This window comes from Duganella flavida (assembly GCF_009857445.1).
Classification (GTDB): Bacteria; Pseudomonadota; Gammaproteobacteria; order Burkholderiales; family Burkholderiaceae_D; genus Rugamonas; species Rugamonas flavida.
Genome location: NZ_WWCN01000012.1, coordinates 48,562 through 62,229, shown reverse-complemented (window position 1 = coordinate 62,229; position 13,668 = coordinate 48,562). Strand labels below are relative to the sequence as shown.

Genomic DNA, 13,668 nt, shown 5'->3' with positions numbered 1-13,668 from the left:
GACGCTCTGCGGTATCATGGAGGCTTACAGCAATGGAGCCTCCATGAAACGGAATCTGCATCTCTTGATGATAGACCCGCAGAACGATTTTTGCGACCTGCCAGAGAATTACCGCCCGCTTGACCCGGTCACCCGCCAGCCACTTGCGCCGGCCTTGCCAGTACCGGGCGCACATCAGGACATGCAGCGCCTGGCGGCCCTGATCAATCGCGGCCGCGCCGGCCTCAGCGCCATGAGCGTCACGCTCGATTCGCATCACCGTTTCGACATTGCCCACCCCATCTTCTGGATCGCCGCCGATGGCGCGCCAGTCAATCCGTTCACTGAAATCACTGCCGCCGAGGTCCGCGCGCAGAAGTACACGCCGCGCCATCCCGCCGCCTTGCCGCTGGCGCTGAACTATCTCGACCAGCTGGAAGCGGCCGGCCGCTACAAGCTGATGGTATGGCCGGTGCACTGCGAAATCGGCAGCTGGGGCAACAACGTCCACGCCGATGTACACGCCGCTTACGGCCATTGGGAAGAAGCTTCGCTGGGCATCGTCGCCAAGCTGGCCAAGGGTTCCAATCCGTGGACCGAGCACTACTCGGCAGTGCAGGCCGAAGTGCCGTACGCCGACGATCCCGACACCCAGTTCAACACCAAATTCGTGCGCACCTTGGCCGAGGCCGACCGCATCTACGTGGCCGGCGAGGCCGGCAGCCATTGTGTGAAGGCCACGGTCGAACACATCGCCGATTACTTCGAACAGGAATACGGCGCCGACGCGTTGCGCAAGCTGGTGCTGCTGACCGACTGCATCAGCCCGGTCACCGGTTTTGATGCGCAGTACCAAGCCTTCCTGAGCGCCATGCAGGCGCGCGGCGTGCAGTTGCGCAGTAGCGAACAAGTGCTGCCGGAGTTGCTGGACAACGCTGCGGAGAGCGCATGAAGCAGCCCATCGTCCGTAGCCTGCTGGAGACGGACCTGTACAAATTCACCATGTGGCAGGCGCTGCTGCATGGCCATCCGAACTCGCATACCGAGTACGAATTCGTGTGCCGCAATACGCCGCAGTTTCCGCTGGCCGACCTGCGTGAAGAAGTGGAACGCGAACTGGACCACCTGTGTTCGATGAGCTTCCGCGACGACGAACTCAGTTATCTGCGCTCGCTGCGCTACATGAAGAGCGACTTCGTCGACTTCCTCACGGTGTTCCGCTTCCAGCGCAAATTCATCGACGTCGCTACCGACGGCGACACGCTGACCATCCGCGCCGCCGGCCCGCAAGTGCACGTGATGGGTTTTGAAATCTATGTGCTGTACATCGTCAACGAGTTGTATTTCCGCCGCTTCGATGCCGAGGCTGCGCTGACCGAAGGCCGCGCGCGCCTCAGCGCCAAGATCGCCGCACTGAAAGCCTTCAGTGCCGAAGCACCGCGCCGTTTTCCGTTCGAGCTATCCGACTTCGGCACGCGCCGCCGCTACTCGGCCGCTTGGCACGATGAAGTGGTGCAGCGCCTGGCGCGCGAAGTGCCCGAGTATTTCAAGGGCACCTCCAATGTCTACCAAGCCATGCAGTTCGGCCTGATCCCGATCGGCACCATGGCACATGAGTATATGCAATCGTTCCAGGCTTTCGGCGTGCGCTTGCGCGATTTCCAGAAAGCCTCGCTGGAAGCGTGGGTGCAGGAATATCGCGGTGACCTCGGCGTGGCCCTGACTGACGTGGTGGGTATGGACGCCTTCCTCGACGACTTCGATCTGTATTTCGCCAAGCTGTTCGACGGCCTGCGCCATGACTCCGGCGATCCGGTGGTGTGGGGCGAAAAAGCCCTCGCGCACTACGCCGCGCTGCGCATCGATCCCAAGACCAAGCGGCTGGTGTTCTCGGACGGCCTGAATCTCGATAGCGCCATCGCGCTATACCGCCATTTCAACGACCGCATCATGACCGGTTTCGGTATCGGCACCCACCTGACCAACGACGTCGGGCTGGCGCCGCTCAACATCGTGATGAAGCTGGTGTGCTGCAACGGCCAGTCGGTGGCCAAGCTGTCCGATGCGCCGGGCAAGACCGTGTGCAAGGACGAGACTTTCCTGGCCTATCTGCGCCAGGTGTTCAATCATCCAGCGGCCGCATGAAGGCGCTGTTCCTGCTGAACGGCGGCGTGTATGTGGTGGTCGGCGTGATGCTGCTGCTGGTGTGGCAGCGCCACCGCGCCCAAACCTTCGCGCGCGACATGGGCTGCTCGACCCTGTTTGCTGCGCTGCTGCCGCTGGGCTACCTGCTGTACACCGAAGCGCCGGCGCCGTGGCAGTCGTTGGGCTTGCCGGTGGTGGTGGTGGGCGCGATTCCCAACCTGCTGTTTCTCGCTTCCGGCGCCATGCAGCTGTCGGGCCGCAGCCTGCCGCGCGGCGCCGTCGCTTTGGTGATCGCGCTGGCGCTGGCGGCCTTGCTGCTGCCGCCCGACCACGGCAAGCTGCTGTACTGGTCGCTGTTCAATATGAGTGTACTGGTGACGGTCGGCACGCTGGCCACGCACTGGCTGTGGCGCACCGGCGCCGCCGTGCGGCTGGCCGGTCCGCTGCTGATGGCGCTCGGCCTGAACCAGCTGCTGGTGGTAGCCTACGGCGAGCAGGGCCTGGCGCCCAACATCATCATCGCCACCGTGTTGCGCGCCATGATAGGCGTGGTGTTCGTGCTGTCGGCGCTGGATGGCGCGCTGCGCGAAGCGGGCAAGCTGGCCTCGCGCTTCCAGCTGCTGACCGAGCACTCGGTGCAGGGCGTGGTGGTGACCGACGGCGCGCGCATCCTGTACGCGAATCCGGCAGTGCGGCAGATCTACGGCATGCCGCTCGGCCTTGGCAACTACGTGCAGTTTGCTGACTTGCCGGCGGAAGCCTTCAGCGATGAGCTGCTGCAGCGTTATCACAGCCAGCTGCAGCGCGGCGACAGCGACCTCGCCAACTGGGAAGGGCGGCGGGCGGTGGCTGGTGGCCGCGAACTGGAGCTGCGCTTCGAAGCGTGGCGGGTGGAGTGGGACGGCCAGCCGGCCACGCAAATCCTGATCACCGACGACACTGAGCGCAACGCCGCCGCGCGCGAGCTGCTGTACCAGGCCACGCACGACAAGCTGACCGGCCTGCCGAACCGCACCGTGCTGCTGCAGCGCCTGAAAGAACACTGTTTCCGCGCCGACGGCTCGCTGCACTGCACGCTGGTGGTGCTGAATATCGACCGCTTCAAATTGTTCAACCAAAGCCAAGGTCACGTGGCCGGCGACCAGGTGCTGAAAGCTTTCGCTGCCCAGTTGCACCAGGTGCTGGGCACGCGTGCTGAGCTGATGCGGCTGGGCGGCGATGAATTTGCCATCGTCGATCCGGATGGCGCTGGCGAGATGGCGCGCGACATCGCGGCGCGCTTGCAGGCGGCGTGCGCGCGGCCGATCAAGCTGGCCGGCGGCGATTACGTGATCGACGCCTCGATGGGCATGGCGCTGTTCCCCGAACACGCCGGCAACGCCGAAGCGCTGCTGCGCGCGGCCAACGCCGCCATGTACCAGGCCAAGCGCATCCCCGGTACGTCGCTGGCGCTGGCCGAGCGGCACTTTGAGCAAATGTCCAGCAGCGCGCTGGAAAACGAACAGGCGCTGCGCAAGGGCATCCGTAACCACGAGCTGTATCTCGACTACCAGCCCAAGATCGACGCCGCCAGCGGCCGTTTGCTGGGACTGGAGGCGCTGGCGCGCTGGCAGCGGCCCGGCGTCGGGCTGGTCAGCCCGGTGGACTTCATCGTGATTGCCGAGCGCACTGGTTTGATCTCGGAACTGGGCGCCATGCTGCTGGAGCGCGCCTGTCGCCAGATCGCCGCGTGGCGGCTGGAACTGGGTGCGTGCGTGCCGGTGGCGGTCAATGTCTCGCCGATGCAGTTGCTGAACCAGGGCTTCCCGCAGTTGGTGGAGCGGGTGCTGCGTGAGACCGGCATTCCGCCGCAATGCCTGACGCTGGAAATCACCGAAAGCGCGGCGGTGGAAAACCTTGCCGACACCCAGACCCAGCTGCAGCAACTGCGCAACCTTGGCATTGAAGTGGCGATGGATGATTTCGGCACCGGCTTCTCCTCGCTCAGCATGCTGCGCGAGTTGCCGCTGAGCACTTTGAAAATCGACCGCGGCCTGATCTCGCCGCTGCCGGCGCCGGATGCGGTGGCAGTCGTGACGGCAATCTGCCGGCTGGCGTCAGCGCTGGACTTGCAGGTGGTGGCCGAGGGCATTGAAACGCTGGAGCAAGCGAATGCCGCGCGTGACGCTGGCTGTCACGCCTTGCAGGGCTATTTCTATGCGCGGCCACTGGCCGTGGCCGACGCCGGCGCCTGGATGGTACGCCAGTTCAGCAACGGCACAGATTGTGCGGCCGGCAAGGGCGCGGCGGCGCTAGCTTAAGTATTTCAGGCTTCGCGTGCGCCGTAGCCACCCATGATGGTATCGGCCTTGTCGCGGTCGTCGTCATCGTAGATATCCACGGTCAGCATGGCGCCGCTGCGTTGGCGCGCGGCCGCCGCAGCCGCCGGTCCGCCCGGCGTGAGCGAGTCGAGCAAATTGCCGACCGTGCTGGTGGCCACGCTGGGCGGCAGCGTGGTGTGCTTGGTCAGCTTGACGCTGGACTGCGGAAAACCGCTGGACAGCAAGGCGCTGCGGGCGCTCTCGGCGTCGGTCAGCTGCTCGAAATTGCGATGGATGGTGCGGGTCATGATGGCCTCCTGCTGAGACACATGGTGCGCGATGGGGGCTTAGAAGCCGGCCACCACGGTTGTGAAATGCTCTACCTTGGGCGGCTGCGCGAAGTGGCTGCCGACTAGCCCGCGCCAGTCCTGGAAGCCGGCACTGCCGCGAAAATCGACCGTGTGATGTTCCAGCGTCTGCCAGCCGATCACCAGATGGTAAGTGTCCGGCACTTCGATATCGCGGTCAAGGCGCATCGACAGGCAGCCGGCGGCAGCCTTGAAAATCGGTACGGCCTGGGCGACGGCGGCCTGGAAGGCGTCATGCTCGGTGGGCTTGATGTACAACTCGGCGACTTCGTAAATCATGGCAATTCCTGGCTGGTTGGGACAATAGCGCGAATGCTCTATTGTGCCTCAACTGGCGGCACCGTGCGCAGGATGAAACGCATGGCCTGTTGCGCCAGCTCCGGCACATCGGCGCCGCTGCCCGGCTTGTACCACTGCACCGTCCAGTTGAGCGCGCCGAACACCAGCAGGCGGTCGAATTCCGAGGGCAGGCCCCAGGCGCCGGAATGGTGCAGTGCGGCGATAGCCTCGTCCCAGACCGCCTCGTAGCGGTCCTTGAGCGCCACCAGGCGCGTGCGCGAGGCCTGGTCCAGCGAGCGCCATTCATACAGCAGCACGGCAATGAAATGGTGGTCGGGCGCGAGCAGGGTGTGCAGGTGGGTCTCGACCAGCCGGTGCAGCCGGGCGCTGGGCGCCAGCGGCTGCACGGCGATGGCCTCGATCTCGGCCAGCGCGCGCTGCAAGCCTTGCTCCATGATGGCGGCCAGGATGTCCTGCTTGGTCTTGAAATGGTAGAACCAACTGCCGGCCTGGATCCCGGCGGCGGCGGCGATATCGCGCACGGTGGTGTTGTCATAGCCCTTGGTGCGGAACAACAGGGCGGACTTCTCGATCAGTTCGGCGCGCAAGCCGCCGCCTTCCCCTTTCTGGGGACGCCCGCGTTTCTTCGGGCCGGGGACAGCTAGGACGGCGGCATCGGGCATGGCGGTGTCGGGCGCTGGAGGGATAACACTGCCATTTTAATGCAGTGTTGGTATCACGTTCACAAAACTACGATCGTGTGCTGCGGCGCAACAACAGCACACCTTTGCCTCAGATCAGAATCGGCCAAAATTCCCGTCCTAAGCTCGTCGGTATGACCGAGGAAGCGACCATGAACGCATTGGCTCAGCTTGACAATGGCAATCGTGCTGCGGAGGATGAGGAGATGGATACTGCAATCGACCTGCTCAGGCAGGACATGGGCGCCCGATTCGACGAAGGCAACGCCCGCATCGCCGACTCGCACAAGGAGGCGATTGAAAACACGCGGCTGGTTGAAGCCCAAATTGACGAGTTGCGCAGGGAAACCACGGCACGTATCGAAGCGCTGGCGCGGGAGACTACTGGGCGCTTTGATGCGTTGTTTGCCGAAAGCAGGCGGAGTGCAGACCGCAGTGACGTGCAGTTCCGCTGGCTGGTGAGCCTGATCGCTGCCACGTTGCTGGGGATGGCCAGCTTGCTTGTCAAAACAGGCCACTGGTAAGGAATTGGTGCCGGTATATTTCCCGACCGCCGGCGCCGGTAGTAGCCGCCCGTAGGGGCTAATTAGTCGTTCCATGTGAGAACTGCTGCCATCATAACGGCCGATTGTTACGGGCATTTGACGTGGATGGCGGGTAATTGCAAACTACGGTAAAATAGTAAGTCTGTGGGGCCGACCTGGTTTCGACGTGGGTTGCAAAGCAGAGCAGGGCATACCGAGGCCTGGTTACCTCGTAAATACACCCAGAAATCAATAACTGCAAACGATAACTCGTACGCACTGGCAGCCTAAGGGCTGTTAGCTCCTAAACGCTTCTTCCCTGGGGCGGACCTTTAAAAGTCATGGAGTCATTTACAGGGAATCGCGCTGTGACGGGTCACTTGAAGCAGCGCTAAATCTAAGGTGAATCGCTGGTACGTAACGTGCACATCCGTGCCGTGCCGGTTAAATTAAATGATAGTGCTAAGTATGTAGAACTGTCTGTAGAGTGCTTGCGGACGCGGGTTCGATTCCCGCCGGCTCCACCACTTATACGTTTTAAGCAAGCTCAGTAGTACAAAAAACCCGCCTCCGAGCGGGTTTTTTACTATGAGAGCCCGTCCAGCATGGTGCATGAACGTCCGCCGCCATCCAACTACGAAGTGGGGTAACTTCAAAGGGTAGTTGCTGCAAGCGGCAAGTCGTTACCCCAATTGCCGCCGCTGCCCCCGCAGTGTCCTCACATCCCGCACTTTCGAGGGCACTCAGTCAATGTGAGGTGCATCAAGTCTGCGCTGGAACTTTCGATGGGATGGGTAACTCCAATGCGTCAATGGAGGTACCCCATGCCACTCACCGACGTAAAAATCAAGAATGCCAAGGCGGCGGACAGGCCGTACAAGCTGTACGACGAGCGTGGGCTTTTTCTCATCGTCACGCCGAACGGTGGCAAATGGTGGCGCTTCAAGTATCGGTTTGCTGACAAGGAAAAATTGCTTTCTCTCGGCGTCTACGCTGATATCGGACTGAAAGACGCCAGAGAGAGGCGTGACGAGGCGCGACGGATGCTAGCGTATGGCATTGATCCGGGTCTGCATAGGAAAGCACAAAAAACTGCCAGGCAAGCAGAGGCTGCGGGTAGTTTCGAGTTTGTTGCAAGGGAATGGCATGCGAAGTATGCGCCCATCTGGGCAGACCACCATAGTGACCGAATTCTGCGTCGGCTGGAGCGGGACGTGTTTCCGTGGATTGGCGAGCTTCCGATAGCCGACGTCACCGCTCCAGAGGTGCTATCCATCGCCCGGCGAATAGAGCAGCGTGGAGCGCTTGAAACGGCCCATAGAGCGGTCGGCAACTGCGGACAGGTGTTCCGCTATGCCGTGGCCACTGGACGCGCCTATCGCGATCCTACGGGAGATTTGAGGGGGGCTTTGCCGCCGGTGCGCGGGACGCATTTCTCAGCGCTGACTGAACCTGCCAGAGTAGCCGGATTGCTGCGCACTTTGGATGGCTATGAAGGTTCGTTGGTGGTCTCATGCGCGTTAAAGTTAGCCCCCATGGTTTTTGTGCGGCCGGGCGAACTACGTACCGCCAGATGGTGCGACTTTGACCTGACTGGAGCAGAGTGGCGGTTTCATGTTTCAAAGACAGATACTGAACACATTGTTCCGTTGTCGGTGCAGGCGCTCGCCATCCTGCGAGAAGTCGAATCATTGACGGGCGATGGGCTGTACGTTTTTCCCAGCGCTCGAAGCAGTGACCGTCCGATGAGCGATAACGCGATTTTGGCCGCAATGCGCCGCATGGGTATTCAAAAAGAGGAGATGAGCGGGCATGGTTTCCGTGCTATGGCCCGCACGATCTTGGATGAAGTCCTTGGCGTCCGGCCAGACCTGATCGAACACCAACTGGCGCACGCGGTCAGGGATCCTAACGGCAGAGCATATAACCGTACCGCACACTTACCAGAACGTAAAAAAATGATGCAAAAATGGTCAGATTATCTCGATCAGCTAAAAAACGATCAGTTGGGAGAATAATGTTTGCTACGATGAGTTTAAAATTTGGCGACCGCTGTTCCCGCCCCATTGCTGCCGGTCGGCAAATGCTTTCATATTCGATCCAACCCAAACGCAGATTTAACCGCTCCGCTCCAATTCCGTTTGTAGAACGGTTTTACCTGTTGAATAAAATATTGACTCAGTCCTTGGTCATGGCGTTCGATACGAACGAGATCAACTGGCTCTCCGCCGGGTGCGGTATCTCCAGCAACCACACCAGCCTCTCGAATAATTTTCTCAATATTTTGCTCGGCTTCGATACCAATTAAAAGGTGCGGCTTTTCGTCTTGCGAAGGATTATGCATTAGTGCCAAATAGGCAGCCTTTACGTTGCTTCGTTTGGAAAACAACGCAGCCAAAGAGTCCGTCATCTGAGAGGGATATTTTTCTGGTTGCCCAAGTAGAACCTTTGTCTCTTCAGTCGTTATTCGCTTCTCTGGCAGGCGATTGACGCCATTGGAAAGTAACGCCTCAATTTCATTCGGAAAGAATTCCTTTCCATAAGGCGATTTTGGATTTAAAAAGAACGACGCTCCCTTGGTCATTTCAAACAAAGCCCTTGCCGGCAGCTCCATAAAGGAGCTCTCTGTTTCTATAGCTTTTTGCAAAGTATTCAGCGAAGTGAAAAAAGGAATGAAAGGGGAATCATCACTATTCACCCAATTTTGAATCGATATTTTTTCGCCAGCCTCCAGCTTTTGTACTCCATTAGAAAATTCATCCTGTGGGCTGAGGATGTAAACTGATGATTCGAGCAAAATACTATAAAACTGGCCGATGACTAGGAGTATCTGCTGCCAAACGGAGAGCCACCTCAAGTGAATTTTCTTGCATATCTACCATATGATTTCTTAAAAATTTTTGTGTCTGTTATTGCCGGTTGCCGCCAAGATCTATTTGCCTCGAAGTAGGCTTTTGCATATTCTCCACATCGCGCCTATAAATGCTCCGTTTAGTAGAGCACCTCCCACGATCACTGTAAGGATAAACAATGGGCTATGCATCTTCATCGCAATAAAACTCCAAGGTGCTCCAGCTAGCAATACTATTGGACCGATGCCGAAAGGGATCATTAGAGCAAGTCCACCTCCTCCAGCCGGTACGCCGATGAGGATATCGAATAGAATTAACATTAGTGAAATTAAACCACAGCCTAGCAAACCAACTGCAGCATAACAAGTGCCTTTAATCGCTCCCTGAACGACAGGTTTTGAGTCGAAGGCAGCGAAGCGAAACATAGAATCCTCTATTTCTGTCCGAGCGGCAGTTTCCGGCCGAACTTGGCCGTCCGTACTTACGATAACTGCACCGAAAACGTAAGTGTTGTGGATGTGCATACCAGTAACCAGTTTGCTAGGGCAAACGGCCTTGCCAAACAATAAAGCCAATTTGCGCGAGTGTACAGACAGGTACCACGGCGCCGCCGCATAGAGCAAGGCGTTTAAGAAGCGCAGGTTCAAGCATCCATAGCCCCACCATATCAACACGACGGACGCCGAAAACGAAAAAATAAGCAGGCATGGCGAATGCAATCGCGGCAACCACGAGCCACAAAGAACCTCCAGTATCCACGCCCGGACCGACTATCAGCCCAAGTAGGCCCACATAAAGTCCGGTCAATGAAGCCGATTTGTTCGTGGCGCAGATTTTCATAACAATTTTTTACGTTGAACAAGACAAAAAAGATGGCATTTTCGACAAATGGCAGCTCCTGGCCGATAACGATCGGATTCAGAAAAAAACGAAGTATAAAAAAGAACCTACAACCTCAACCGTAACCCAGATCAATGCCATCATGTGCCAACGTTTAGGATTTTGCTGATGCCGCGTGCGCTTATATGAAAAATACGCAGTTCCAATTAGAAGACTAACCACAGCAATTCCGAAAGCTACGATCGACATTATCGCTAAACCGATCGCATCTCCACTATAAGGATGTCCGGCATTCCGTGCCTCCATCAATTGCATAAATGAAACTAGCGCTGCTAACAGCGGGAGTCCGCCCAATACGGCTCCGCCTGCTATGCAGTTCGCTACCCATCCATTCAAAGTTTGCATGTGGAGCGCATTTCCTATCAATGTCTGTTCTTGGCCGGTTGCAGCATTATCGCTCGACAACTTGAACCGTATGCTCGTGGCCGGTTTCAAACATTTGCGCGAACGCGACCACCTCTTCTAGCGATTCGTTCCGATGGCAGGTAGTGATGATGAGATGCTGTCCACTCCCATCCGTGCCAACGCAAATCCAGTCCAGAGCATCCTCCCATTTATCGGCGTCTTGGCCGAGTACACAAAAGAGCTCAATACGGTCCTGAAGCAATTCGCGTAGAAACCCATCGTCCTGCTCGGAACGATATCCGGATTTCGAAAACAAAACAATTTTTCCAGAGTAAGCCATATTTTCAAAGCGTCCGCATTTGGCCGTTAAAAGTCTGCCAATTCGTAAAACCAGGATGGATAAGCATCATGGCTCGCATAGTGGCACACAAACTCTACTTTGGTCTCCTGGGATGCTTGTTTTCGAGAAATCATTTCCAGCAATTCGTCTATTCCAGAAGCCTCGAGAAAGTATGTAAAACCTTGTAATTTCGCCTCATCAGGAATTCCATAGGCTGGTGTGAGCGTTGTGATGATCGCTTCGCTCTCTCGGACGAACGGGGCGCGTGCGCAGACAACCGCACCTTCAGGCATTTGCCTAGTTAGGAAAATCGCATCAGAGAGCTGCATTCAGGTTTATGTCTTTAAGATTTATTGCATAGATTGCTGACGGTTCGGAACTGGCCGGTGTCAGACCATTATAATTTTCGGTTCACCGACATCGATAGTCACTATCAGACGGTATCGATAGCCGCAAAGGTTATCGACAACACTGCGCATGAACCCTGGAAATAACAATACTGGACAAAACACCTGCAAGAACAGGACCCAGCTCCGAAATTTCTTACCTTTTCTTAGCTCGATGCCGTTACTCCACTCCTTGTGAATCCAGTAGCCGTCGGAAATCAGCTGTTCAAGTTCGTCTCGTGTGGCAGGGGAAATCTCTCTGCGGAACTGATGTTCTTCCAAACTCATTGGGTCAATTTACCTGATCAGATTTCGGATGGCAGCTTTTGGCCGTATGCCGTCTCGGTAATTTCATCCATGATAATCAATATCGCCGCAGGTAGGATCAATATCCTTAACGTGGTCAACTGGCGGCGATTGGAAGAGTGGGACGTGCTCACGTGCTAAGTACCAGGTTAGGTAAGCACCGAATATTGGCACAAGCAAGATAAGAGCTGCTTGTGCCCACCGTTGCGTGGGCTCGTAAAATGGCGAGGCCAATACCTTTCGCACGGCGATTGCGTCTAGGGCAAGCGTCACCACAGCGAGCGCTAGGAGAATCCATCCGGTTGAAGTAAGTGTGCTCATATCTTTCTTGAAGGACAGCTTTTGGCCGAACACGCCACAGGCCGGTTAGGATAACAGCTTGCTCATCTGCAAAACTCACCAATTTCCACGCCAGGCCAGCGCCGCGCCGTCGGGACATTTTCTAACGGTAATTAACTACGACGCCGGCGGATCGGTGGGGGTATTCGCCTCGCGCAGGAGTCGGCTACGCCGCCTGACGGCTTCCTCGTTGTCTGGAGTACCCTCGCGATAGCTAGAGGCCGCGCCGCCGCGAGCAGGCCAATCGCAGCTGCATCCGGAGCAGCCGTCCAGGATTTTCAAGAATTCGTGGCACGACCAATTGGAACCGCCGAGTGGAGTATCGCAACCAGAGGCATGGCAACCACCGGTATCGCAACCACCACAGTCGATATAGCCAGATTGCCGTTGCATCCGCATCCCCATCGACCGCGAACCCTTTGCAATTCGATTCGCCATTCCGCATCGCGCAAGCCGACGGTCCAGAACGAAAAGTCCATCCCAAACCCCAAAGCGCCGGATTGCGCGATAGCCGAGCTCCGAACAGCTAGCGTCGCTCGTGTAAGCGGCGTAAGCGCAGCAAAAGCCTTTATGTGGCGAAATGTTCCGTTGATAGAACTTAATTGCGGTAAGGGCCAGTGCTTTCATTTGCTCCTTATACTACAAAATCACCAAGTTCTTTAAGGAGTCGTACGGGCGGAAGCGCAGGCTGTCAATTGCCGAATATACGTCTCTAGCATTAGTGACCAGAATCGCAAAGACTTCATTGGATTCAAAGTTTTCAACAAAAAACTCATTTTTTACACTCGTCTGACCGGCGGCTACTGGCCGATTGCGCACAGCTAACGAGCTGCGTGAAATTCCTCGCGAAGTCTAATGACAATGTGGTTGTCCTTCGGGTTCTTGGGCTCCAGTTGGATGCTGCATTGAAAATCGTCATATGTAATCCAAAACCGCCCCCCCGTTGACTTCGACGTCAACCAAGCATTCATCACACGTCATGACCGGCTTAGTTGTCGGGTGAGCATCCAATCTCGATATCCACATCTTTGAAAGAATTGGAAATTCCTCCCAGGCAGCGTGTGGCTCAAGCACTAAAGCCAACCCTCCGCTCGCCATTTCAACTGTTTCAAACTGTTCCATGCTTTCCTAGTCTGCTATTGGCCGGACGCTGCCGAAGCAGGGTTCACGGTTTGTCGCTGCGAGGCCGAAGCAGACCTAAAGGGGAAGTAGGAGCCATCCTCTTTAGAGTTCATATTGGCCTTATGACCTGGGCTTAGCGCCGCTGTTGAAGCGCACGTTCGATTTTTTGGTCGGTTTTGAACTGCGACAGGGAGTAAACTGCCCATATGGCTGCGGGAATCCAACCGATGACAGTTAGCTGAAGCAGCAAGCAGACGATGCCGGCAAACGGACGGCCGATAGTGAAGAAACTGAGCCAGGGAAGGACGAGAGCAAGCAGTAAACGCATAGTGCGAAAGCCTTTGTTTAAATACCTCTGAATGCGCGAGGTGCCGCTTTGAGCTCATGCTCGGCGCAGTATAACGAAATTGCGACGTGGCAATTGTCGCTGGATGTCACGAATGCATGACTCTCCGTGTCGGCGCTGGTCTTGGCCGAAAGCGCCAACTCTAGTCGTCGATATCCCAAAGCTGCTCCATTTGCTCTTTGCCCCAGGTTTGTTTGCAGAGCCGCCATAGAACAAATCCGAAAACAATCACAGCAATTCCAATAGCCAGATAGTTTTCGGAATCGGATAGTGAGCTTTGCAGCCCCCAGCCGTGAGGGTGTAATGCTGAGCGCACAAAGAGGTAGGATACAGCTCCTATCAATCCCGCAGCAGCTGTGCGAAGGATGAATGCCATTCAAAAGCCTTCCTAAAGCGGTGCTATCGATTCAAAATTCCACTGGCCGGTACTGGCCGA

At 56.9% G+C, this 13,668-nt stretch carries 17 protein-coding genes and 1 other RNA gene; 6 read left to right on the top strand and 12 right to left on the bottom strand.

Annotated elements, in window-relative coordinates; genetic code table 11:
• Positions 1 to 43: 43 nt before the first annotated feature.
• Genes GTP46_RS18775 through GTP46_RS18765 form a run of 3 tightly spaced genes read left to right on the top strand, consistent with a single transcriptional unit; the run spans position 44 to position 4,424 of the window.
• On the top strand, positions 44 to 931 hold the full coding sequence (locus GTP46_RS18775; RefSeq protein ID WP_161008157.1) for a cysteine hydrolase family protein: 888 nt from the start codon (positions 44 to 46) through the stop codon (positions 929 to 931).
• Positions 928 to 2,124: a nicotinate phosphoribosyltransferase gene (gene pncB, locus GTP46_RS18770; protein ID WP_161008156.1), complete on the top strand. Its 1,197-nt coding sequence runs from the start codon at positions 928 to 930 to the stop codon at positions 2,122 to 2,124. Before GTP46_RS18775 ends, pncB begins: the two co-directional genes overlap by 4 nt.
• Positions 2,121 to 4,424: a putative bifunctional diguanylate cyclase/phosphodiesterase gene (locus tag GTP46_RS18765; RefSeq protein ID WP_161008155.1), complete on the top strand. Its 2,304-nt coding sequence runs from the start codon at positions 2,121 to 2,123 to the stop codon at positions 4,422 to 4,424. Before pncB ends, GTP46_RS18765 begins: the two co-directional genes overlap by 4 nt.
• 5 nt (positions 4,425 to 4,429) lie before the next feature.
• Here the strand turns inward: GTP46_RS18765 and GTP46_RS18760 are convergent, their stop codons facing one another.
• The 3 genes from GTP46_RS18760 to GTP46_RS18750 are packed head-to-tail and all read right to left on the bottom strand — an operon-like array spanning position 4,430 to position 5,754.
• A complete protein-coding gene (locus GTP46_RS18760) occupies positions 4,430 to 4,732 on the bottom strand; it encodes a hypothetical protein (RefSeq protein ID WP_161008154.1) in 303 nt (100 codons plus the stop codon).
• A gap of 39 nt (positions 4,733 to 4,771) precedes the next feature.
• Complete coding sequence (locus tag GTP46_RS18755; protein ID WP_161008153.1) at positions 4,772 to 5,071, bottom strand: antibiotic biosynthesis monooxygenase family protein; 300 nt, start codon at positions 5,069 to 5,071, stop codon at positions 4,772 to 4,774.
• A gap of 38 nt (positions 5,072 to 5,109) precedes the next feature.
• Entirely contained in the window at positions 5,110 to 5,754 is a 645-nt protein-coding gene (locus tag GTP46_RS18750) for a TetR/AcrR family transcriptional regulator (RefSeq protein ID WP_161008152.1), read from the bottom strand.
• Between the two features lie 170 nt (positions 5,755 to 5,924).
• Between GTP46_RS18750 and GTP46_RS18745 the strand changes: the two genes are divergently transcribed.
• The 3 genes from GTP46_RS18745 to GTP46_RS18735 all read left to right on the top strand — a co-directional run bounded on the left by GTP46_RS18745 (position 5,925) and on the right by GTP46_RS18735 (position 8,314).
• Entirely contained in the window at positions 5,925 to 6,296 is a 372-nt protein-coding gene (locus GTP46_RS18745) for a hypothetical protein (protein ID WP_161008151.1), read from the top strand.
• Positions 6,297 to 6,463: 167 nt separating this feature from the next.
• Positions 6,464 to 6,823: a transfer-messenger RNA gene (gene ssrA, locus GTP46_RS18740) on the top strand.
• Between the two features lie 297 nt (positions 6,824 to 7,120).
• Positions 7,121 to 8,314, top strand: coding sequence for a tyrosine-type recombinase/integrase (locus GTP46_RS18735; RefSeq protein WP_161008150.1), 1,194 nt, complete (start codon positions 7,121 to 7,123; stop codon positions 8,312 to 8,314).
• A 71-nt stretch (positions 8,315 to 8,385) separates the two neighbouring features.
• On the opposite strand, the gene GTP46_RS18730 is transcribed toward GTP46_RS18735, so the two are convergent.
• The 9 genes from GTP46_RS18730 to GTP46_RS18690 form a co-directional block, all read right to left on the bottom strand.
• Entirely contained in the window at positions 8,386 to 9,153 is a 768-nt protein-coding gene (locus GTP46_RS18730) for an enhanced serine sensitivity protein SseB C-terminal domain-containing protein (RefSeq protein ID WP_202414343.1), read from the bottom strand.
• Positions 9,154 to 9,228: 75 nt separating this feature from the next.
• Positions 9,229 to 9,795: a hypothetical protein gene (locus tag GTP46_RS18725; RefSeq protein WP_161008149.1), complete on the bottom strand. Its 567-nt coding sequence runs from the start codon at positions 9,793 to 9,795 to the stop codon at positions 9,229 to 9,231.
• 271 nt (positions 9,796 to 10,066) lie between these two features.
• Complete coding sequence (locus GTP46_RS18720; protein ID WP_161008148.1) at positions 10,067 to 10,393, bottom strand: hypothetical protein; 327 nt, start codon at positions 10,391 to 10,393, stop codon at positions 10,067 to 10,069.
• A gap of 46 nt (positions 10,394 to 10,439) precedes the next feature.
• Positions 10,440 to 10,733, bottom strand: a complete 294-nt coding sequence (locus GTP46_RS18715; protein ID WP_161008147.1) for a DUF7684 family protein — start codon at positions 10,731 to 10,733, stop codon at positions 10,440 to 10,442.
• A 26-nt stretch (positions 10,734 to 10,759) separates the two neighbouring features.
• Positions 10,760 to 11,062, bottom strand: coding sequence for a hypothetical protein (locus GTP46_RS18710; RefSeq protein ID WP_161008146.1), 303 nt, complete (start codon positions 11,060 to 11,062; stop codon positions 10,760 to 10,762).
• Positions 11,063 to 11,881: 819 nt separating this feature from the next.
• A complete protein-coding gene (gene yidD, locus GTP46_RS30390) occupies positions 11,882 to 12,391 on the bottom strand; it encodes a membrane protein insertion efficiency factor YidD (protein ID WP_161008145.1) in 510 nt (169 codons plus the stop codon).
• Between the two features lie 288 nt (positions 12,392 to 12,679).
• Positions 12,680 to 12,886 carry a hypothetical protein gene (locus tag GTP46_RS18700; protein WP_161008144.1) on the bottom strand — a complete coding sequence of 69 codons (207 nt, stop codon included), beginning with the start codon at positions 12,884 to 12,886 and terminating at the stop codon, positions 12,680 to 12,682.
• A 133-nt stretch (positions 12,887 to 13,019) separates the two neighbouring features.
• Entirely contained in the window at positions 13,020 to 13,214 is a 195-nt protein-coding gene (locus GTP46_RS18695; protein WP_161008143.1) for a YqaE/Pmp3 family membrane protein, read from the bottom strand.
• 160 nt (positions 13,215 to 13,374) lie between these two features.
• Positions 13,375 to 13,608 carry a hypothetical protein gene (locus GTP46_RS18690; protein ID WP_161008142.1) on the bottom strand — a complete coding sequence of 78 codons (234 nt, stop codon included), beginning with the start codon at positions 13,606 to 13,608 and terminating at the stop codon, positions 13,375 to 13,377.
• Between the last annotated feature and the right edge of the window lie 60 nt (positions 13,609 to 13,668).

Bases quoted from the DNA above. Each gene is read 5' to 3' on its own strand.
- GTP46_RS18775 (WP_161008157.1), top strand. From the start codon at position 44: ATGAAACGGAATCTGCATCTCTTGATGATAGACCCGCAGAACGATTTT.
- pncB (WP_161008156.1), top strand. From the start codon at position 928: ATGAAGCAGCCCATCGTCCGTAGCCTGCTGGAGACGGACCTGTACAAA.
- GTP46_RS18765 (WP_161008155.1), top strand. From the start codon at position 2,121: ATGAAGGCGCTGTTCCTGCTGAACGGCGGCGTGTATGTGGTGGTCGGC.
- GTP46_RS18760 (WP_161008154.1), bottom strand. From the start codon at position 4,732: ATGACCCGCACCATCCATCGCAATTTCGAGCAGCTGACCGACGCCGAG.
- GTP46_RS18755 (WP_161008153.1), bottom strand. From the start codon at position 5,071: ATGATTTACGAAGTCGCCGAGTTGTACATCAAGCCCACCGAGCATGAC.
- GTP46_RS18750 (WP_161008152.1), bottom strand. From the start codon at position 5,754: ATGCCCGATGCCGCCGTCCTAGCTGTCCCCGGCCCGAAGAAACGCGGG.
- GTP46_RS18745 (WP_161008151.1), top strand. From the start codon at position 5,925: ATGAACGCATTGGCTCAGCTTGACAATGGCAATCGTGCTGCGGAGGAT.
- GTP46_RS18735 (WP_161008150.1), top strand. From the start codon at position 7,121: ATGCCACTCACCGACGTAAAAATCAAGAATGCCAAGGCGGCGGACAGG.
- GTP46_RS18720 (WP_161008148.1), bottom strand. From the start codon at position 10,393: ATGCAAACTTTGAATGGATGGGTAGCGAACTGCATAGCAGGCGGAGCC.
- GTP46_RS18715 (WP_161008147.1), bottom strand. From the start codon at position 10,733: ATGGCTTACTCTGGAAAAATTGTTTTGTTTTCGAAATCCGGATATCGT.
- GTP46_RS18710 (WP_161008146.1), bottom strand. From the start codon at position 11,062: ATGCAGCTCTCTGATGCGATTTTCCTAACTAGGCAAATGCCTGAAGGT.
- yidD (WP_161008145.1), bottom strand. From the start codon at position 12,391: ATGAAAGCACTGGCCCTTACCGCAATTAAGTTCTATCAACGGAACATT.
- GTP46_RS18700 (WP_161008144.1), bottom strand. From the start codon at position 12,886: ATGGAACAGTTTGAAACAGTTGAAATGGCGAGCGGAGGGTTGGCTTTA.
- GTP46_RS18695 (WP_161008143.1), bottom strand. From the start codon at position 13,214: ATGCGTTTACTGCTTGCTCTCGTCCTTCCCTGGCTCAGTTTCTTCACT.
- GTP46_RS18690 (WP_161008142.1), bottom strand. From the start codon at position 13,608: ATGGCATTCATCCTTCGCACAGCTGCTGCGGGATTGATAGGAGCTGTA.